Consider the following 19,521-nt stretch of genomic DNA (forward strand, 5'->3'; position numbering starts at 1 on the left):
GTTTGGGTCTGCAAAGGTGAGGAATTTATTTTGTTTTTCAACACACTTTTTTAAAATGTTTTTGAAAGTTTTTTCAACCTTTTTAATTGGCCGGATATACTTCCCTTCCCTCTTTTGGGTCTGCAAAGATAACCGCTTTTTTCTTACCGGAAAAACTTTTATTTTAAATTTGTTTCTTGACGCTAGCTATCAAACACTTACCTTAAAACAAACTCAAAGTCCATTACCAATTCAGCAACTTTCCTTGAAATAGTAGACAACAGAATTTCTTCATACCAAAACTAGAAAGCTACTTATTGCCCATATTCTAACCATTAAAACAAAAAACCGGACAGAGTTACCTCTGCCTGGTTTATAAATGCTCATATCAAATTTACTGATTCGACTTGGTAGTATCCTTTGATGTCTTGGACTTGCCAAATAGTCCCTTCACTAAATCCTTCACCTCATCGGTAGCTTTATTTTGGGCTTCTTCGACCTTTTTATTCAGTTCTTTCTTGGCACTGTCCTGAGCAGCATCTGCTTTCACCTTCATTTCCTGCTTGGCACTATCCTCTTGGGCCTTAAACTGCTCTGTCAACTGGTCCTGAAGTTTCTTTCCTTCAGAAGAAGCCCTTGCTTTAAGGGCATTCGCAACCATAGTTTCCATGCTTTCGCCTCCTGCCAAGCCTACCTTAGGTTGTTGATAAGTTCCTCCTAGATTGATCGCCAATGGTATTTTCGTTTCTCCTGTAGCCTCAGTACCAGAAAGGGATGCCAACAAATTATTGGCCTGACTGCCCAACTTGCCTGCAGGAATTTCCATATTCACTAAATAATTGATACTGCCATCAAAACCAGTACTACCTTGGACCTTGGCCTTATAATCCCAAAGCTTAATATCAAAAGGACTCACGGCCAGCATCCCATCTTTGATCTCAGCCTTAAGCTTTAGATCCTTGATCTCTATGGTATTGCCATCCTTCAATTTGGTCAATGAAGTGATCCCGCTCACAATCTTGCTATTTTCCAACACAGCCTGAGCCACTTCTATCAGCCCGCTGCCATCCAAGGAAGAAAGCACCGGCATCATATCTTGACCCAATTTACCGGAAAGGGAAAATCCACTGGTAAAATCGCCATTCAGGTGCTGGGCAATCGGCGCAAAGGCCTTAACGGTATTGAAAGATTTGAAGGCCTCCTGAATACTTATACCAAGGACTTTAAAATCCATATTGAATTTTGGATCCTTAATATTCTGAGTATTATAAGTACCGTTCAAGGTCATTTGTCCACCCATAGTTTTCATTCCTGCATCTTTAAAAGTCAGAACACCATCTTTTAAAGTCATTTGCCCTTTGGCATCATTGAAAACCAAATTATCGTACAAGACTTCATCTGCCTGCACACTCATACTAAAGTCTATATTCTTGGGCAGTTCAATCAAACTAAGTTCAGTAGTATCAGCTGTAGCGCTTTCACTCTCGGTCATCCATTCGTTAATATTGAACTTGCTCGAATTGACATCCAGTTTACCTTTCAACACGGCTTTTTCTTCAAACATATAAGCCATATAATTGGAAAGGCTACCCGCAGCTTTCACAGGACTTTCCCCAAGTCTGGCATCAAAGTTCGTTAGGTTAACAGCCTGTGGGCTAAAATCTCCTTTGGCTTGATGGATACGGATCCCCTGCGGTAAGTCCTTATCTGTATAATAAAAGTCATTCAGTACTACCTGTCCTCTAGTATCCAGTTTATTGTAACGCTCGGTTTCAACATCTGCATAGCTCCCTTTGGTATCTATATCGGCCTTGATCTTGCCTTCCATAATAACACCTTCCATAGGAAATATTTTAATGATCTTACCTAAATCCACCGCACCATGAACGGAACCATCCCAGTTTAGACGATCCAAATCGCTGACTTTCATATTACCCTTTACCTCTTCACCTTCTAGTTTAAAGCCTATATTGGACATGTCCACTAAAAAGTCAGCCATTTTCCCTGTACTATTCACAATGGAGGTCTTGACATTTAGATCCTCAATAGGTGCAGGATATTCTTCACTTTTCACGTAACCATTACTCAAGTTCATTTTGGCATTGATGGCAGGAATAATTTCTGCTACACTATCATATCGCCCTTTGGCAGTAGCATCTACATCCAAAATACCCTTAAGGTCCATCCCGTCAATCGGGAAGATCGAAGTCAATTCGGCAAGATTTAGCTTACCTTTTAATTGTCCATCAACATCATAAGTAAGTAAATTTTCCAAGAACAACCTTCCTGAGATAGGGTTGGATCCGAAAGTAAGATTAAAGGCCGGGATGTCCACCTGAGTATAATCCAGGTTGCCAGATTCATTTTTGACTGTCAGATCTATATTTACATCTTTGACTGGTCTAGGCAGGTCTGGATATTGGAACATTCCCTCTTTTACTTTCAATCCAATATTGAATTTAGGGAACTGACTTTCACTATAGGTTCCTTTTAGAAAACCTCCAAAGTCCATCGTTCCACTGGTATTTAAACCCGTAAACGATTCTGTATATATACCAGGAACTAGAGAAAGCACACTTTTAAAGGTATTTTCCTTTCCCTCAAAGGTCAAATCAATATCAATATCATCCGAAGGCATAGCCACAAAACCATTCACCCCGAACAAAAAGTCATTTACACCAAATTGCCCTTCGCCAAAAGAGAACTTCATTTGGTTCATATCCACCTGAATTTCCGTATCTGCCATAAAGGTCTTATCACTGATATAATTGACATCGTCAAAATCCACTTTCAACACTTTGGTATCAATGCGCCCATCAATACCGTAAATGTCAGCGTTAAAGTCTCCTGCTCCTTCTAACTGGAAATCCTGCAAAGCCATGAAGTATTTAAGTTGTCTGTCATCATAGACAAAATTGACATCACTGACCTCCATCAAATCAATCCCAAATTTGAAATTCGATGGTTCCTCTGGCGCGGAAGGCTCTTCACTTTCCTTCATGATGTTATAGTTGGCAGTTCCATCCTCCAATACCTTCACATAGATTTGTCCACCATTTAAATGTAGTCCGGTGAGTTCGGGATAATCCCCAAAAATGACTGAAAACAGGTTGAGGTCAACCTGAAAACTATTGACATGGGCCAGTGTATCACCTTCAAAAGGTCCACTGCCTACCACACCAAACTCTTCAATGGTCGCAGAAATATTAGGAAATCGCTTCAGCACACTTAGGCTGAAATTGTCAACATCATAAAAGACATGAGCATCTATTGTATTGGCTATTTCTTGGTCAATTCGTGCTACGATTTTATCCTTGAAAATAATAGGAAGAGCTATTAAGCTCACTAGCAAAAGGGCAAAAGCAACTAATACAATTATTAGGGTCTTCTTCATGGCAAAATTTAAAATTTGATTTATCCAATTATATATACTGAATTCAGCATATTAAAAATTCATCTAAAATTACATCAAATTTAATGCCTTGGAGCCCCTTGGCTAAGGAAAGTATAAAAAATGCTTCTTGTCAGACAGACATTAACTTAAAGTGATAATCTATGTTCTCGTTTTTTTGGTGGCTGATCTGCTTCCTAAGATGGTAAAAGGCCTCTAGCAATGGAGCATTATTGAGATTTCCAGCGTCCACCGCCTTGAAACCAATCAGCTCTATAAGCTTCTTTACCTTAAACTTATCACTCTCGTTATCTCCACAAAAATAAGTTTCCTTTACCAGTTCCAATGGATCTGACTTTGGATAGTCCAAGCCCAAATTATTAAAACCTTTTAAGACCCTGTCATAACCAGAGTTCTCTTGTATATAACAAGTATTGCAAGCAAAATTGGGATTATAATTTCCATTTGTGCAGTCCAACACAATCTTGTCCGTTTTATCATATTGGCTCAGACACTGGCAAACCAATGGTAAATATTCATTCTCACAACATATCAAAATAACATCGGCCTTCTCCATCGCTTCACAATAACCGAAGACCTTGTCATTTTGCATTTTCAGGATCTTCCATTCAATCTGTTTTGCTTCAAATTCCTCCCTTACGCCAAACACAACATTCAATCCCCGGGAAAGGTATTTGTTTCCCAAGCTTATTGAAAGTTTTGTTCCGCCTATTATTCCTAAAGTCATGCAAATAGTCTAATTATAAATATCGGTTCAATGTTAATGACTGTGGAGAAATTACCCTTCTTGGTGAGAGAATGGATAACGATTGGGTGATTGCACTTGTTAAGATTTTCACTAGTATAATCATTTGAAAACTATAAAATTCCAATCGATTAACCAAATTTATTACTGCATATCTTACTGAAAACAAGCACAATACATTTTTCAAATGATGAAAACCCAAAATTATAATTCAAATGGACATCAAAACAAGCCTACCAAGACTTATTTACCTCTTCTAATAGCTCATTATGAATATTCCCATTACTCGCCACAATCTCCCTTCCAAACACAAAGTTCATACCATTTCCAAAATCACTTACCTTTCCACCTGCTTCTTGTACAATGATCAAGCCTCCCGCTACATCATAAGAGTTAAGGTTATATTCGAAAAATCCTTCTACTCTTCCAGAAGCCACATAACATAAATCCACTGCTGCACTTCCTAACCTACGAATCCCATGGGACTTCTGCATAATACGTTTTAAAATTGACAGGTAATCATCCAGCTTTTCAAACTGATAATAAGGGAAACCGGTAGCTATCAAACTGTTGGCCAGGGAAGGGGCAGTGCTTACATGGATCTTCGTGTCATTACAAAAGGCACCGCCTCCTTTGGTAGCATAAAAACACTCATTATTGTTCACCTCATATACCACACCCAAAACGATCTCCTCATTTTTCATCAAAGCAATGCTGACAGAAAAAACCGGAATGCCATGCACAAAATTGGTGGTACCATCCAATGGGTCTACTATCCAATTATACTCTTCTTCACGCTTGTTAGCTGTTCCCTCCTCTGTGATGAAGCCGGCTTCAGGCAATACCTTCTTAAGACCATTAACGACAATTTTTTCGGCTTCCTTATCCACATAAGAAACAAGGTCGTTGAACCCCTTGTGCTCTACGTCTTTTAAATCAAAACTTTGTCTTTCTCTCCTAATAAAAGCTCCAGCCTCTTTGGCTATCAGAATGGTTCTATCCAAAAGTTCTTTTAATTCCATCATCTAATTTTTACCTGAAACAGTAATTACAATTTCCCCTTTAATGGGATTATTTTCATAATATTCTATTAACTCCGACAAACTGCCTCGTATATTCTCTTCAAACACCTTGGTAAGCTCTCTGGAAACACATGCAAGCCGATCTTCCCCAAATGCCTCTTTAAATTGACCAAGGGTCTTCAAAAGCCTATGTGGTGACTCATAGAAGATCATGGTACGTGGCTCTTCCATCAAATTCTCAATACGCGTTTTACGTCCTTTCTTATGTGGCAAAAAGCCCTCAAAAACAAAGCGATCATTGGGCAAGGCTGAATTGACCAGGGCAGGCACAAATGCTGTAGGTCCAGGAAGACAGTTTACAGTAAGTTCGGCCTCTCTGGCAGCTCTTACCAACAAAAATCCAGGATCACTGATAGCAGGAGTTCCCGCATCACTGACCAAGGCAAATTGCTCCCCAGCCTCCATCCGTTCAATAAGCTTTTCTACGGCCTTATGTTCATTAAAAATATGGTAACTCTGCAGTGGCCTCTTGATCTCAAGATGCTTTAACAATTTGCCCGTGGTACGTGTATCTTCTGCAAGGATTACATCCACGGTCTTCAGGACCTCTATGGCACGCAAAGTAATATCTTCAAGATTACCTATAGGAGTAGGGACCACATAAAGGTCAGGTCTGTTTATTTCTGTCATTTTTGAAGATTGTCGATGGCCTTAGCCAACTTCCTGTCCTTTTCAGTTACAATATTTCCTTGATCATGCGTGCACAGCTCAATTACTACCTTATTGTATACATTGCTCCAATTCGGATGATGGCCATGGGCCTCAGCAAGAAAAGCTACCCTGCACATAAAGGCAAAGGCTTCTGTAAAATCCCCAAATTCGAATGTTTTTTTTAGCTTATTGTTTTCTTCTGCCCACATACAATTATTGTTTATAGAGAAATTATTCCTTCTATTTTTGAGGCTTTTTCATATATACCAAGAATCGAATCACTATCTGGCATCATGGCCTTTATGGTGACACTGATATAAGTACCCTTTGCAGATTCCTTTAAATTGGTTTCATTATTGGGCAATAATTCTGCCACTTCCCCCTCCTTGCCCCTGGGTACAATAAATTTAAACATATACAAGGCCGGAAAAGAGTTCTGCTCCTCCAGTTTCGCCTTAAAAGCCTTTTTATCAAATTCTTTTTTCATAATTACCCCGAATTTAGTCTTTTAACATGACAGATGAAAAATAAAATCCCCTAAACAAGAAAATCCCATCCTCTAATGAGAATGGGATTCAATATTTAAAGCAAATCCTAATTAAAAGAATTTGTATCTATAATCTTTTACATCAGCCAATTCCTGGGCAGCCATCATAATCATATAGGTAGTTCTTTGCTTAGCACTCGCCTCCAATTGGTTTTTATACATGCTATAATCAGCAATTTCACTAGCAGGAGTCTTGCTGTTCAGTTTCGCTACAACCACACCAATATCTTCCTTGATAGGCTTGGTAATACCACCCTCCTTCAAACCGAAGATCGCACCAACAGCTTTTGGAGCATAACCGATTCCTGGGATAGTATTGTCCATCAAGTTCAAATCAGCAGCAGTACCCAATGATGCAAACTCTGGGAACACTTCCTGCATTGCAGAAAGGCTTTCCTTACCAGCTAACTTATCTATGATCACTTTGGCTTTCTTGTCATTTCTTACTTGGGCAGACACCTCAGCTCTAACCTGTGCAAGCGTAACTTCTTCACCATCTGTCTTGCCTTTCAAAGTAGCTACTACATAAGCATTCTCCAATTCAAACACTTGGGAAACACTTCCAATAGAGGCATCATTGAATGCCCATCTTACTACTTCTCTAGCTCCTGTAAGGTTGTTGATAGTTCTTGCATTAGTCGTCAATTCAGCAGCAGACATTACTCTGTATCCTTCTTCTTCGGCATTGGTCTTGAACTCATCTGCGTTTCCAGAGTTGGCAGCAAAGTAATCTGCATTTCTAAAGATTTCATTTCTAGTAGCATCACTTGGACCCAATTCCAACTCAAGAACAGCCAATTTCACTGTTTCAGTCTTAGGCAATTCAGTAACACTGATAATATGGTAACCATATTCTGTCTCTACCACTTTATTGATCAAGCCAGTAGATTTAGCGGCAAATACAGCTTCGGCAAATGGCTCAACAAAATCTGCTTTTGCAAACCAACCCAGATCACCACCTCTTTGGGCAGTTCCATCTTGGCCATATTGCTGTGCAGCAGCAAAGAAATTACCTGATTCTTTCACTTCAGCAAGCACTTCCTCAGCTTGGGCTTTCACTTCAGCTTTGGCTGCTTCGTCCATTCCTTGCGTTCCCAATAAAATATGGCTTGCTCTCATTCTAGGCGTACTGTCAAATTTATCAGAAACCTTATAAGTCACATAAGTACTTCTATTGGTAATGAAAGGCCCATATACACCACCTTTTTCGATTTCCCCAGCATTAGAGGTCAAATCAGTCGGAAGTGGTTGACCTGGAAGGAAAGTTCTGAATGGATTGCTGAATTCTGAATTTCTCAAAACAAAAACAGAATCATCTGCACTAGCTCTTAATTCCGCAGTCAATTGGTTGATCTCCTGGATTACCGCTGCAGAATCTTCACCACTTGGGTAAAGATTAAAGGTAACATAGGAGATATCCCTAGTCTTGGCTGCTTGGAATCTTTCCTTGTTCTCATCCAAATAAGCTTTCAAATCAGATTCACTGATACTAATCGCAGAATCTGAAACAGCATAATAAGGAATAAACAAATGCTCTACATCAGCAATGCTTGACTGCATCTTATATTGCATTGCTCCTTCTTCCTTATTGGCATAAGATGAAGATGCCAATAGATTGTCATACTTGATACGCAATCTAGACTCAGCAAATGTTTGCTCTTGCTGCGCCCACATGGCACGCTGTTGAGCTGGAGCCGATTCCAGTGATTGTAAAAAGGCAATCAATTGTTGTTCGTCAAACTGACCAGTCTCAGGATTGGTCAATTGCTGACGGAGTTCAGCAACAATGTTTTTTCCTTGGACCATATCCACCAATTCCTTATCGGAAATAGTCATACCTAGGGCTTCATATTGCTCAGAAAACACTTTCTTCACTATCATTCCCTGCCAAGCCTGCTCACGGATGCTGTACATTTCATTTTCTGATGGGTTCCTTCCCGTGTTTTGAACATAGTTTTGCTTAAATAGCTCCACTTGATTCAAATACTCATCATAGGATATTTCTTCCCCGTTGATTTCTCCCACTGTGGTATCCCTACCTCCAAGGAGCATGGAATTTGGACCCAATAAGTCTCCTCCTACAAGGAAAAGTATTAATCCAAATGCAATAACACCTATTGCAAGACCTGTTCTCTGTCTAATTTCTTTTATTAAAGCCATTCTTCTAGTTTTTGAAGTGTCGCAAAATAATTACATCTAACGGTAAATTCAAAATATTATCGCTGTCAATAAATTACTTATTAAATTCTCTTATGTATTTATCTTCAATTTTACCGTATCGATTCGGTGTTCTTGCTTGGAAACAACCGTAAAAGTAAATGGCCCGTAAACCACTGATTCACCCTTTTTGGGGATATTTTCTGTTATGGAAAGTATAAAACCCGACAAGGTATCATAGTCCCCTTCGGGTAAGTTCCAATCATATTTTTCATTGAGATAATCTATCTCATGCCTGGCACTCAAAAGGTACTCATAATCTCCTACTTTCTGTTCTATCAGGTCATCACTGTCATATTCATCCTCAATTTCACCAAATATCTCCTCAATAATATCCTCCATGCTCACTATTCCACTTGTGCCGCCAAATTCGTCCACTACCAATGCCAAACTTTTTCTTTCTGAGATAAACTGAACCAAAAGCTCATTCACCAAGGCGGTCTCTGGCACGATGATTATTGGTGTAAGAATATCTTCTATACTCTTTGGCTTTTTGAATAGCTCCAAATGATGGCAATAACCAATTACATCATCAATATTTTCCTTATAAACAATAATTTTGGAATGGCCACTGCTCATAAAGATACTTTTTAGGTCTTTGATATTGTCTTCCACATCCACAGCTACAATATCAGTTCTTGGCACCATGCAGTCCCGTGCTTTTACCGTTTTGAACTCTACAGCATTGTCAAAGATCTTGGTATCTATATCCATACTGTCATCACCTTCAGTTTCCAGGTTGTTCTGGATAAAGGAATTCAGGTCAGTAATTTTAAACACCGGCTTGTCTTCACTATATTCCAAATTCAGCACTTTTGTAATAAAAAACCTAGACATCCCCACTATCAACCAAACCAAAGGATATAGCAAATAATAAATCACCAAAAAAGGAAGCGCAAAAAAGCCTAACAAATTATTAGGATTGAGCATAAAAATACTCTTGGGAATAAATTCCGCGGTAATCAGTACAATAATGGTGGAAATAATGGTCTGTATAATCATTACAGTTGCCTCATTATTCAAACCATGAAAACCATCTGGTAAAAATCCCAAATAGTAAATGATAGAAGGTTCAAGTAGATAGGCCATAAAAATACCATAGACTACAAGGGAAACGGTATTGCCCAGTAGGGTAGTCCCAATAAATTGCCCAGGGTTTTTCACAAAACCAGCCAGTACTTTTCCGGTAAAACCTCCCTGCTTATTTTGCAGTTCTATTTGAAGTTTATTGGCTGATACAAAGGCAATTTCCAATCCTGAAAACAAAGCCGAGAACAAAAGCGTAATCAGGACATAAGCCAAATATTGATATTCCATTATGGGCGTTTTTTCTTTCGTTTTTGTGGCTGCTGAGCTTCCTGCTCCTCATTTTCTGCCATCTTGGTCTTTAGGTATTTGTACCAAAATAACATTGCCACAGCAAACATAAAAATAGGGTAGCTAAAAGTAATCCCTTGGGTCATGGTAACATGCGTCCCTATGATCACTAAAGCTGCTGACAATGACAATAAAACTATTCCTTTCAATTTCATATTTAATCTCACACTTTAGGGCACTCTTCCTCAGGGCCTAGACCCGCCGTTTTCTTCAGGAATAGGTATGGTACCATCCGTAACTTCAAAGAAAGTAATATCAGTCAAAGCCTCATCAGACTCCATTCCCTTTGCAGGGATTACCGTTCCATCAGCTTTGGTTACTGTCACAAACTTCTCCGTGAAAATCCTACCATTTCTCTCATCCCAGTAGAGCTCCTCAGAATTTAACTTGGTGCCATTTTCTAAATTATGCACCCTCACATCCCCTTCTCCACGGTATATTTTGTCCTTTTGATTCTGAAATCCTTTGTCAGCTTGGATGGTGGAAGTAAGTTTACCTTCATCATCAAAGAAGTGAATCAAAATCCCCTTGGGGAATTCAGAATTCCCATTATCGAATACAAGCTGTTGCTCAGCATTCACTTTGACTTTCACAACCGCAGAATCACTTCGATAAACTTCCATTCCGGTAGTTATCCTCGTCGGACCATCATAATTCTGAAGCTGCCTAAGGTCCACGCTTTCCCTACAGGAAAAGCCAATCGATAATATCAAAAGAAGTAAAACACTCCGTCTCATGGCACAAATTTATCAAATTAATCCTGTTTTAAACGGCATTATATAATAGGATTCGTAATGAAGACTGAAAATACAAGAAAACAACGCTTTTTAGAGTTTAAGGATAACAGAACCACAGTGGGTAGTATCTACAGTAACCTTACACTAAAACTAATGCAAACAAATAGTTTTAAAGTAATTTCAGATCACAATGGAATAACTATTCATATCCCGTTTTTTTACGAAAGAAAAAAGGCGGTTGTTCGAACCGCCTTTTAATTTCTTAAGAAATATATTTTTCAGGATTAATCTCTGGTTTTCAAGGACACTGTTTGTCCAATCCAACATCCAGTATTCAATGTTTGTCCAACCTGATAACCTTCTGTAAACAACTCTTCCTTAGAAGGGAACCTAGCCTTAGCATTGGCCATTCCTTTGTTGTCACCTGCTTTTGCGAAGGCATCGTAAGCAGCAATAAATATAGAGTAATCTTTTACTCTACTTTGGCCACCTCTACAGTCACTGGAAGAGCCCATGTACAAGCTACCAATAAATGTCCAAGCTTCAGATGTTTTTTCTGAATCAAGCTCAGCTACTTTCATAGCAGACTGTCTTGCTGCAGATTTTTTTCCTAATTGGGCCTGTGCCTTAGCAAGGTCGTAAGTTACCTCTGCCTTTTGCTTATCAGTTTCAGCCAATTCCAATGCCCTAGTGAACATTTCTTCAGCTTTTGCATGATCTCCATCCTGCATATATCTCAAACCTCTCACTTGGGAAGTAGAGAATGTTGGACTGTCATTATCCACCACCTCTAAGGCCTTAGCAAAAGTCTCGGAAGAAGTACACTTGTACTGAACAGAATATTGGAAAATTCTTTTAGCCAAAGTGATATTGCTTGGATCTGCTTCCAATTGTGGCCCCAATTTCTCTTGGATGAAATCACAGTCAATGATTTCCATGGCTACTAGGAGCTGATCCAAAGTTGATTTTGCGCCTGAGGCGTCATCACCTTCCGCTTCAGCTTTATCTAAACGCTTGTAAAGATCATCATAGATTTCAAGTACCTGCTCATCAGTATATGCTTTATTGTAAGCATAATTTCTATATACAAGGTCAAAATAAGCTGGTACCAAACCTATGGTATTGATTTCACCATTAAGTTCAATATCTCTAGCAAAATAAGAAGCCGCATCGGCTACTTTATCTTTGTTTCCTTTATAATATCCGTAGCCGTAATAAGCTTTATTTTCAATCCAATCAGCTTCATTATTGTATTTTTCAGCTCTAATATCGTATACCGTCATTACTGAATCTTGGTAAACAGCTTTTTGAGCTTCATCAGTGGCAGCCTTTGCTGCGCCATCGTAAACTTTTACACCATTGATATAAATGGCTTCGTTTAGATCTGGAGCATTCACCAATAACCAATGTAAAGGTTTGGTTGCCTGAATAAATTGATCTGATTTTAAATAATCATTGTAGGCAGCATTATACTCCCTAGCTTTGGCCTCCATCTGAGGATCTGACGGCCAATTCCAATTGTCCTGTGCATGCGTTAAGCCCACAACAACAAAAGATAATAACCCTAATAATGCAAATTTAGCTTTCATACTCGTTGTGTTTATTCAAATACTTTTTTGTAGAACCAACTGTTATCATTTATGGAGAAGCCCAAAGTGAATTTGAAATAATTCTCTTGAACCAATCCATTACTTGTTGTACCTCTCTGTCCCACCTTAACAGCTAAATTCAAAAGTGACAAGCTGCTCATAGGAACAGAAGCTCCAAAATTAATGCCAATATCATTGACCTTATTTTGGTTAATAAGATATGGGGTTTGCTCAAACTCAATTCCAGCTCGGAAAGTAGTACGCATAAACACGCTCTCCAAAGAATAAATATCGGGAACAAACTGTCCCCCTAAGCCAACTTTAAAAGACTTCCCTAAGCCAGTATTGTCGTCAGAAAAGGACCTATAATCCCTAAAATCCTGATGTTGAGCTTCAAGTCCAATTACAAATTTATTAATTTTTTCGAAAGTTATACCATAACCTAATTTATTAGGTAAATAAATACTCCCAATTTCATTATCGTAAATCAGTTCTCCGTCAGAATCAGGATCTGTACCTTGACCATTTTCCGCAACTTTTGTATAGCGTTTCGTCTTTAGATCTCCATACACCTGGTATATGGCACCAAAGTTCAGCCTGCTACGATCTCCGGTACGGGCAGCATAATGAACACCTGCCTTAAGGCCAAAATCATTAACCGTCTGTCTGTCATACAATTCCGTAAGCAAACCTGTCAATGCACCTTCCTCATCTACCAATGACAATTGCTCTCTAGCGATAGTCGAGCCGAAGACATAACTTCCTTGAAAACCTATATTAAGGTCTTTTAACAATTCAAAACCAGTGTTCAAATAAACCTCACTGATTCCCCCACGTCCTCTGACCCTATTGATGGCAGTATAATCTGAATTAGTCACATCACTATTGATAATGTGTTCATAATCCACTGAACTTACCTGATTCAATCCAAGCCCCACGGTCCATTTTCTAGGCTTAACAGGCAAAGACACGGCCACATAACTTAAACCTCCTCCATCAAGTGTGGCACTGTTTTCTTCTGTTCTAGCTTGATAGCGCTTATAATTAAATGCAGCCTGAAAGTTAAAAACATTGTTTTTTACCGATAAAGCAGGGTTTACCTGATTCACCGACCAAGCATCACCATAACTGATACCCAAACCACCCATTGCTTGGTTCTGGGTAAGGCCAGAATTGTTCATATCCCCAACTCCGATGGAACTGTAGGTAGAGGAACCGATTTGCCCTTTTGCTTGATTAAATATAAAAAAGGCGCAAAAGACGCCTAACAGATGCAGTCTAGTTTTTATTGACATTGTAAATTAATATTCTATTCAGTCCGTGAAGGACTAAATTGGGGATTACAAATATGTGGTCTTTTGTTAAGCTTTCAAAGAATTTTGCATCACCACCGCAAATAAAGACCTCTAAATCCTGATGATTGCCAAGGTATTGGTTTATTATACCTTCTATTTCATTTTTAATTCCAAAATAAACACCACTTTTCATTCCATCGAGGGTATTAGCACCTACTAATTCGGGAGTCCCTCTCTCCAAATCAAAATTGATCAAAGGCAAACGAGCAGTCTGCTCATGCATGGCCCTGAACCTCATCTGCATTCCAGGAGATATTCCCCCTCCTAAATAGGATTCCTGCTCATTGATAAAGTCATAAGTAATACATGTACCCAAATCAATGCTCAAAACCGGGCCTTTGCCCGCACTACTAAAGGCTCCAATCGCCGCTGCCAGCCTATCAAGTCCCAAAGTATGGGGCGTTTGATATTGGTTTTTGACAGGAAAAAGGGTTTCCTTGTCAAGAAACAAAAAGTCAAAAGGCAACATCAGCCCAAGTTCCTGACTTGACCAACGCACCGAACTGACTATTACATGATCAAAATCCCAGTTGCTGGTTTGTTGGATAAGCTCATCCATATAAATTAAGCTTTGCTCCTCAATTATTTCCAGCCCCTCAAACAATGCGCTTTTTATCCTGGTATTCCCTATATCTATGACTAAGTTCCTCAATCAAAATTCATTTTTGAACATTCCTGTTCTATCTATTTTTTGACCTTTAAATATTGAAAACAGGTGGCCAAATTTTTGCCTAAATTAATGATTTTAATATCCGAGTTTAAAATCCACCGTATAAATTTATCTTTACATATCTGATTTTAACAAACTTTAACCCTAACATGGATACTTCAAATATTTACCATGTAATCGGTCTAATGTCCGGAACTTCAGGTGATGGGTTGGACATGGCACACTGTAGATTTGTATATGACCAAAAATGGTCCTTTAACATTATTGAAGCCACTACTGCTGAGTTTCCTGAGGATTTGGGAAAAAGACTTGGGCAAGCACACTTGCTTTCTGGAGAGCAGCTCTGTCTTTTGGACAGGGAATTTGGTACTTGGATGGGAGAAAAGGTAAACGAATTCTGTAAAACTTATCAACTTGGGCCTGATGCTGTAGCTTCTCACGGCCATACGGTTTTTCACCAACCCCAAAAAAGATTAACCACACAGATTGGCTGTGGGTGGAGCCTAATGCAAGCTTGTGGCCTACCCGTGATCAATGACTTTAGGACCAAAGATGTTTTATTAGGTGGTCAAGGAGCCCCCTTGGCACCAGTTGGGGATCATTTTCTTTTTGAAGAATACGACTTTTGCTTAAATTTAGGTGGGATTTCCAATATTTCCATGATAAGCAACGGTCAAAGAAAAGCATTTGACACTTCTCCTTTCAACTTGCTCCTAAATCATTTTGCAGCCAAAAGGGGGTTCCCCTATGATGATCAAGGGAAACTGGCAAAAAGTGGCAAAGTGGTACACTCCCTCTTGGACCAACTCAACACGCTTCCATATTACACACATACCGGGGCGAAATCATTGGGAAGGGAAGATATAGAAAACAGCTTTCTTCCACTATTGGAAAGTGAAAATAATGCAGAAGAGGATATCCTAGCCACCTTGGTGAGACATTATGCAGAACAGATTAGTAAAGTAGTACTTTCACATACTTCAAAACCAACAAGCAAATTACTTATCACAGGCGGAGGAGCTTACAATAGTTTCTTTATAGATGAACTTTCTGAAAAATTAGGCAACAAGGTATTAGCAATTGTTCCTGATAAAGAAATCATTGACTTTAAGGAGGCACTTATTTTTGCTTTCTTGGGAGTTCTAAAACTCAGAAAAGAAGCCAATTCCTTTTCCTCTGTAACTGGTGCGAGCAGGAACAGCTGCGGAGGAACGCTCTATGAACCGAATTTGATTTCTTGATTTTTTTTAACTGCTATTCTTTTACCAAGCATATTTCACTGAACGTAAATAAATTACTTCATAACAAAAATTAGTTTTTACCAGTTTTAAACCAATCCATTTGGACAAATTCACTAAATTGAACAGAATCAGTATTTGACTTATTTACCAAAGCCAATACACAGACCCTACAAATAACCATGGATTTTAATTTTTATCAATCAAACGGCAAAAACAGGTCGAAAAAACAACCTAAAACTAATCATTTCACAAACTATCCTCAAACATAGGTTTCCATATAGCAAAAGTCTGTTTTTTTTATATTTTTGTGCAACCTTAAAAACCCAAATATGATTGAGCCGCTCAAAAAATTTGAGGACAAACCGCCTGAAATAGTTTTTGAATGGAATGACAGTGAAACAGAAGCTAAAGGCTGGGCTGTGATCAACTCTTTAAGAGGAGGAGCAGCAGGGGGAGGAACCCGGATGAGAAAAGGCTTGGACAGGAGAGAAGTTGAGTCCTTAGCTAAAACTATGGAAATAAAATTCACTGTCTCAGGCCCACCGATAGGAGGGGCCAAGTCGGGAATAAATTTTGATCCGAACGACCCCAGAAAGGAACAGGTACTGAAAAGATGGTATAAGGCAGTGATGCCCATATTAAAAAGTTACTATGGTACCGGTGGGGACCTCAATATTGACGAAATCGATGAAGTGATCCCAATTACCGAATCATTTGGTCTTTGGCATCCTCAGGAAGGTATTGTTCATGGACATTTTCATGCTACTGAGCCCCAAAAGATTAAAAAGATCGGTCAACTGAGGCAAGGGGTTTCCAAAATTTTGGAAGACCCTCATTACACACCAGACAGCCCAAAAAAGTACAAAGTGGCAGATATGATCACTGGTTTTGGGGTAGCTGAGGCAGTAAAACATTACTATCATCTCTGGGGTGGAGAATTGAGAGGCAAAAGAGCCATCATCCAAGGCTGGGGAAATGTAGGAGCAGCAGCAGCATGTTTCTTGGCGGTAGAAGGAGTTAAGGTAGTGGGCATTATGGATAAGGAGGGAGGCTTGATCAACAAAAACGGCTACGGACTTGATGAAATCCGAAAATTATTTACCCATAGATCGGGCAATAAATTAGTTGCTGAGGAGTTGTTACCTTTCAAGGAAATAAATAAAACAATTTGGGACATCCAGCATGAAATATTTATTCCTGCCGCTGCCTCAAGATTAATCAATATTGACCAAGTAAACAGATTGGTCAATGCTGGACTAGAAGTACTTTCCTGTGGCGCCAATGTCCCCTTTGCGGATAAGGAAATCTTTTTCGGTCCTATAGGCTTGGCGGCTGATAAAGAAGTCTCCGTCATACCCGACTTTATTGCCAATTGTGGAATGGCTAGGGTATTTGCTTACCTAATGTCTGATAAAGCAGAAGTTACCGACAAGGCCATTTTTGAGGATGTTAGCCAAACAATTCTCAGGGCTTTAAAAAAAACTCATCAAATGCAGCCTGAAAAGACAGGCATTGCAAGAAAATCTTTTGAAATAGCAATAAATCAACTTATTTAACAATATCACCTTTTTAAGGTCAAAAAGATTAACACAAAGTTAATTTATTCCGACCATACCAATTTTGTTTGGTGGGTATAATGCAAATTGAGTAGTTTAGGGGGATCATAACAAAACCCTTCTAACTATTCTTTAAACTTAACAAAATAAAATCAGCGTAAACGAAGACGAAAAAATTTAATTTCATTTTAATGAAGAATATTATTATTGCTTTTGGTATTATTTGGGGAGCCATATTTTACACGGGGATACCCACTGTTCTGGCACTTGATAATGACCATAAAACAGAAGTAGTACAGGACCATGAACAAATAGACCAAGGCCACTCATCGGACACTGTTCATGCCTCTGAAATGCCTGGAGAACACGGAGAGGAAGAGGGAGAGCATGGACAGGCTCCAATTTGGTTAGTAATTCCATTTGTAGTTTTATTATTGATGATTGCCACAGGACCGCTATTTTATGAGCACTTTTGGCATCATAATTACCCAAAAGTGGCTATTATTCTAGCCACATTGGTTGTTGCCTATTACCTATTCGTATTACACGACGTCCACCAACCCATCCATGCACTGGCCGAATACCTACAATTTATTGCCTTACTTTCGTCATTATATATAGCATCAGGAGGTATTCTTATTAAAGTAGATAAAAAGTCAACCCCTTTTGCCAATGTATCTCTACTGATCATAGGGGCCATCATTTCCAACCTTATAGGTACGACGGGAGCTTCAATGCTTTTGATCAGGCCATTTATCAGATTAAACAAACACAATATCCAAGCTTATCATATCATCTTCTTTATTTTTATGGTAAGTAATATTGGTGGTTCATTGACTCCTATTGGAGACCCTCCACTTTTCCTTGGTTTCTTGAAAGGGATTCCTTTTTTCTGGACATTGGATCATAACTGGCCAGCTTGGACTGTTGCTTTAGTGATCCTTTCTGTAGTATTCTACTTCATCGACCGCAAATTTGGAAGAGCTAACGATAATGAAACCATTGAAGAAGTAACCTACAGTAATAAAATGTCATTGATAGGTTACAAAAACTTCTTATGGTTACTGATCATAATCATCTCTGTATTCTTGGATCCAAATGTAATCGATTGGGTTCCTGCCATACATTACGACGGAATGAAATTCTCCTATATTAGGGAAATCATCATGTTCTCCGTGGCTTTCTTTTCATACAAATTTGCTGACGATAGGGCCATAAAAGGAAATGAATTCAATTTCGAACCCATTAGGGAGGTAGCCTATATATTCGTAGGGATCTTTGGCACCATGATGCCGGCACTTCAATTGGTAGGGAATTTTGCCAAATCGCCAGAAGGATCTGAGCTGATCACTCATAATACCCTTTACTGGGGAACAGGTTTATTATCGGGTTTTTTGGACAATGCCCCTACCTATCTCAACTTTTTGGCTGCAGCCATGGCCTCTAAAGGAGCTTCTATTTCGAACGTGGAGATGGTAAAACAATTTGCCATGGACGGCTATCATGATTCTGCTTTCGAACTCATGGCAATCTCTTTAGCTGCTGTATTCTTCGGAGCTATGACCTATATAGGCAACGGACCTAACTTTATGGTAAAGTCTATTGCAGAGCAAAGTGGCATCAAAATGCCTTCATTCTTTGGATATATCATTCGTTTCTCTATCCCTATACTGCTTCCAATATTAATCATCGTTTGGCTGATCTTCTTTGCTTTCAGTTGATAGGTGATGAAGATAAAAAAGGGGCTGAAACTTAAGTTTCAGCCCCTTTTTTATTGAGTTAGCAAAACACCTTAGTCAATCACTTCTCCCTGTACTTTTATCTTATTTGGCTCCAAAAACCACACTTTCTGAAATCCGCTAACTTCATATTGCTCTAAAGCACCAGTCTCATTCATTTCCAATACTCCCTCAGCTGAAGATTCATAAAACATATTATCTTCCTCAGATTCAAAATAGATACTGCTTACTCTATCACTTCCCTCCGCATAACTTATCTCAATCAATTTAATGGAACCTTTTGCCCCTTCTTTTAATCTATGAGTGAGCTTACCGTCTTTTTCAATTGTTTCGTAGGAAGAAGAGTTAGCTGCTTTATTGATATCTGACTGAATAAATATATCCAGCTCCTTACGCCAGGCATCCTTGTCCAAAATCACTTCAGAAGTCTGCTCATCACCATTGATCAAGCTGAGTTTGCCTACCTTTTGACCATCAAGACTATTGATCTGTTCTTCTACAAAATCCTTGAGTGGAAAATATTTATCAATTTGGGTCGGATTTGCCAAGGGCTGCTTTTCCCCTTCTGAACAGGAGAGCAGCAGCCCACTAAGCAATACTATAGAAAATCGTTTTTTCAAGATC

At 39.0% G+C, this 19,521-nt stretch carries 17 protein-coding genes; 3 read left to right on the top strand and 14 right to left on the bottom strand.

From position 1 onward, the window contains the following. Positions 1-373 precede the first annotated feature (373 nt). From KMW37_RS20210 to KMW37_RS20270, 13 genes are all read right to left on the bottom strand, one after another. Positions 374-3,373 carry an AsmA-like C-terminal region-containing protein gene (locus KMW37_RS20210; RefSeq protein ID WP_215226458.1) on the bottom strand — a complete coding sequence of 1,000 codons (3,000 nt, stop codon included), beginning with the start codon at positions 3,371-3,373 and terminating at the stop codon, positions 374-376. A gap of 130 nt (positions 3,374-3,503) precedes the next feature. Next, positions 3,504-4,118, bottom strand: coding sequence for an NADPH-dependent F420 reductase (locus KMW37_RS20215; RefSeq protein ID WP_215226459.1), 615 nt, complete (start codon positions 4,116-4,118; stop codon positions 3,504-3,506). Positions 4,119-4,369: 251 nt separating this feature from the next. After that, positions 4,370-5,158, bottom strand: a complete 789-nt coding sequence (locus KMW37_RS20220; RefSeq protein WP_215226538.1) for an inositol monophosphatase family protein — start codon at positions 5,156-5,158, stop codon at positions 4,370-4,372. Between the two features lie 3 nt (positions 5,159-5,161). Further along, the gene (rsmI, locus tag KMW37_RS20225; RefSeq protein WP_215226460.1) at positions 5,162-5,848 is read right to left on the bottom strand and encodes a 16S rRNA (cytidine(1402)-2'-O)-methyltransferase; all 687 of its coding nucleotides are present in this window, start codon (positions 5,846-5,848) and stop codon (positions 5,162-5,164) included. Continuing rightward, positions 5,845-6,078, bottom strand: coding sequence for a 4a-hydroxytetrahydrobiopterin dehydratase (locus KMW37_RS20230; RefSeq protein ID WP_215226461.1), 234 nt, complete (start codon positions 6,076-6,078; stop codon positions 5,845-5,847). The genes rsmI and KMW37_RS20230 overlap by 4 nt, the downstream gene beginning before the upstream one ends. An 11-nt stretch (positions 6,079-6,089) precedes the next feature. Beyond that, positions 6,090-6,356 (bottom strand): DUF493 family protein, encoded by a 267-nt coding sequence (locus KMW37_RS20235; protein ID WP_215226462.1) that lies wholly within the window; start codon positions 6,354-6,356, stop codon positions 6,090-6,092. Positions 6,357-6,467: 111 nt separating this feature from the next. Continuing rightward, a complete protein-coding gene (locus KMW37_RS20240) occupies positions 6,468-8,576 on the bottom strand; it encodes a peptidylprolyl isomerase (protein ID WP_215226463.1) in 2,109 nt (702 codons plus the stop codon). A gap of 90 nt (positions 8,577-8,666) precedes the next feature. After that, positions 8,667-9,950, bottom strand: coding sequence for a hemolysin family protein (locus KMW37_RS20245; RefSeq protein ID WP_215226464.1), 1,284 nt, complete (start codon positions 9,948-9,950; stop codon positions 8,667-8,669). Continuing rightward, positions 9,950-10,165, bottom strand: a complete 216-nt coding sequence (locus tag KMW37_RS20250) for a hypothetical protein (protein WP_215226465.1) — start codon at positions 10,163-10,165, stop codon at positions 9,950-9,952. The genes KMW37_RS20245 and KMW37_RS20250 overlap by 1 nt, the downstream gene beginning before the upstream one ends. Positions 10,166-10,195: 30 nt before the next feature. Continuing rightward, positions 10,196-10,747, bottom strand: a complete 552-nt coding sequence (lptC, locus tag KMW37_RS20255; protein WP_215226466.1) for an LPS export ABC transporter periplasmic protein LptC — start codon at positions 10,745-10,747, stop codon at positions 10,196-10,198. Between the two features lie 284 nt (positions 10,748-11,031). Further along, positions 11,032-12,336: a tetratricopeptide repeat protein gene (locus KMW37_RS20260; RefSeq protein WP_215226467.1), complete on the bottom strand. Its 1,305-nt coding sequence runs from the start codon at positions 12,334-12,336 to the stop codon at positions 11,032-11,034. 11 nt (positions 12,337-12,347) lie between these two features. Next, positions 12,348-13,631, bottom strand: a complete 1,284-nt coding sequence (locus KMW37_RS20265; RefSeq protein ID WP_215226468.1) for a hypothetical protein — start codon at positions 13,629-13,631, stop codon at positions 12,348-12,350. After that, positions 13,615-14,343 (bottom strand): type III pantothenate kinase, encoded by a 729-nt coding sequence (locus KMW37_RS20270; protein WP_215226469.1) that lies wholly within the window; start codon positions 14,341-14,343, stop codon positions 13,615-13,617. The genes KMW37_RS20265 and KMW37_RS20270 overlap by 17 nt, the downstream gene beginning before the upstream one ends. 167 nt (positions 14,344-14,510) lie before the next feature. Between KMW37_RS20270 and KMW37_RS20275 the strand changes: the two genes are divergently transcribed. From KMW37_RS20275 to KMW37_RS20285, 3 genes are all read left to right on the top strand, one after another. After that, a complete protein-coding gene (locus KMW37_RS20275) occupies positions 14,511-15,602 on the top strand; it encodes an anhydro-N-acetylmuramic acid kinase (protein WP_215226470.1) in 1,092 nt (363 codons plus the stop codon). A 329-nt stretch (positions 15,603-15,931) separates the two neighbouring features. Continuing rightward, entirely contained in the window at positions 15,932-17,158 is a 1,227-nt protein-coding gene (locus tag KMW37_RS20280; protein ID WP_215226471.1) for a Glu/Leu/Phe/Val dehydrogenase dimerization domain-containing protein, read from the top strand. Positions 17,159-17,349: 191 nt separating this feature from the next. After that, positions 17,350-18,879 (top strand): sodium:proton antiporter, encoded by a 1,530-nt coding sequence (locus tag KMW37_RS20285; RefSeq protein WP_215226472.1) that lies wholly within the window; start codon positions 17,350-17,352, stop codon positions 18,877-18,879. Positions 18,880-18,950: 71 nt separating this feature from the next. Here KMW37_RS20285 and KMW37_RS20290 read toward each other — a convergent pair whose 3' ends face one another. After that, positions 18,951-19,517: a hypothetical protein gene (locus tag KMW37_RS20290; protein ID WP_246581584.1), complete on the bottom strand. Its 567-nt coding sequence runs from the start codon at positions 19,515-19,517 to the stop codon at positions 18,951-18,953. Positions 19,518-19,521: the final 4 nt, after the last annotated feature.

The organism is Echinicola shivajiensis, assembly GCF_018642165.1.
Classification (GTDB): domain Bacteria; phylum Bacteroidota; class Bacteroidia; order Cytophagales; family Cyclobacteriaceae; genus Echinicola; species Echinicola shivajiensis.

Bases quoted from the DNA above. Each gene is read 5' to 3' on its own strand.
- KMW37_RS20210 (WP_215226458.1), bottom strand. From the start codon at position 3,373: ATGAAGAAGACCCTAATAATTGTATTAGTTGCTTTTGCCCTTTTGCTA.
- KMW37_RS20215 (WP_215226459.1), bottom strand. From the start codon at position 4,118: ATGACTTTAGGAATAATAGGCGGAACAAAACTTTCAATAAGCTTGGGA.
- KMW37_RS20220 (WP_215226538.1), bottom strand. From the start codon at position 5,158: ATGGAATTAAAAGAACTTTTGGATAGAACCATTCTGATAGCCAAAGAG.
- rsmI (WP_215226460.1), bottom strand. From the start codon at position 5,848: ATGACAGAAATAAACAGACCTGACCTTTATGTGGTCCCTACTCCTATA.
- KMW37_RS20230 (WP_215226461.1), bottom strand. From the start codon at position 6,078: ATGTGGGCAGAAGAAAACAATAAGCTAAAAAAAACATTCGAATTTGGG.
- KMW37_RS20235 (WP_215226462.1), bottom strand. From the start codon at position 6,356: ATGAAAAAAGAATTTGATAAAAAGGCTTTTAAGGCGAAACTGGAGGAG.
- KMW37_RS20240 (WP_215226463.1), bottom strand. From the start codon at position 8,576: ATGGCTTTAATAAAAGAAATTAGACAGAGAACAGGTCTTGCAATAGGT.
- KMW37_RS20245 (WP_215226464.1), bottom strand. From the start codon at position 9,950: ATGGAATATCAATATTTGGCTTATGTCCTGATTACGCTTTTGTTCTCG.
- KMW37_RS20250 (WP_215226465.1), bottom strand. From the start codon at position 10,165: ATGAAATTGAAAGGAATAGTTTTATTGTCATTGTCAGCAGCTTTAGTG.
- lptC (WP_215226466.1), bottom strand. From the start codon at position 10,747: ATGAGACGGAGTGTTTTACTTCTTTTGATATTATCGATTGGCTTTTCC.
- KMW37_RS20260 (WP_215226467.1), bottom strand. From the start codon at position 12,336: ATGAAAGCTAAATTTGCATTATTAGGGTTATTATCTTTTGTTGTTGTG.
- KMW37_RS20265 (WP_215226468.1), bottom strand. From the start codon at position 13,631: ATGTCAATAAAAACTAGACTGCATCTGTTAGGCGTCTTTTGCGCCTTT.
- KMW37_RS20275 (WP_215226470.1), top strand. From the start codon at position 14,511: ATGGATACTTCAAATATTTACCATGTAATCGGTCTAATGTCCGGAACT.
- KMW37_RS20280 (WP_215226471.1), top strand. From the start codon at position 15,932: ATGATTGAGCCGCTCAAAAAATTTGAGGACAAACCGCCTGAAATAGTT.
- KMW37_RS20285 (WP_215226472.1), top strand. From the start codon at position 17,350: ATGAAGAATATTATTATTGCTTTTGGTATTATTTGGGGAGCCATATTT.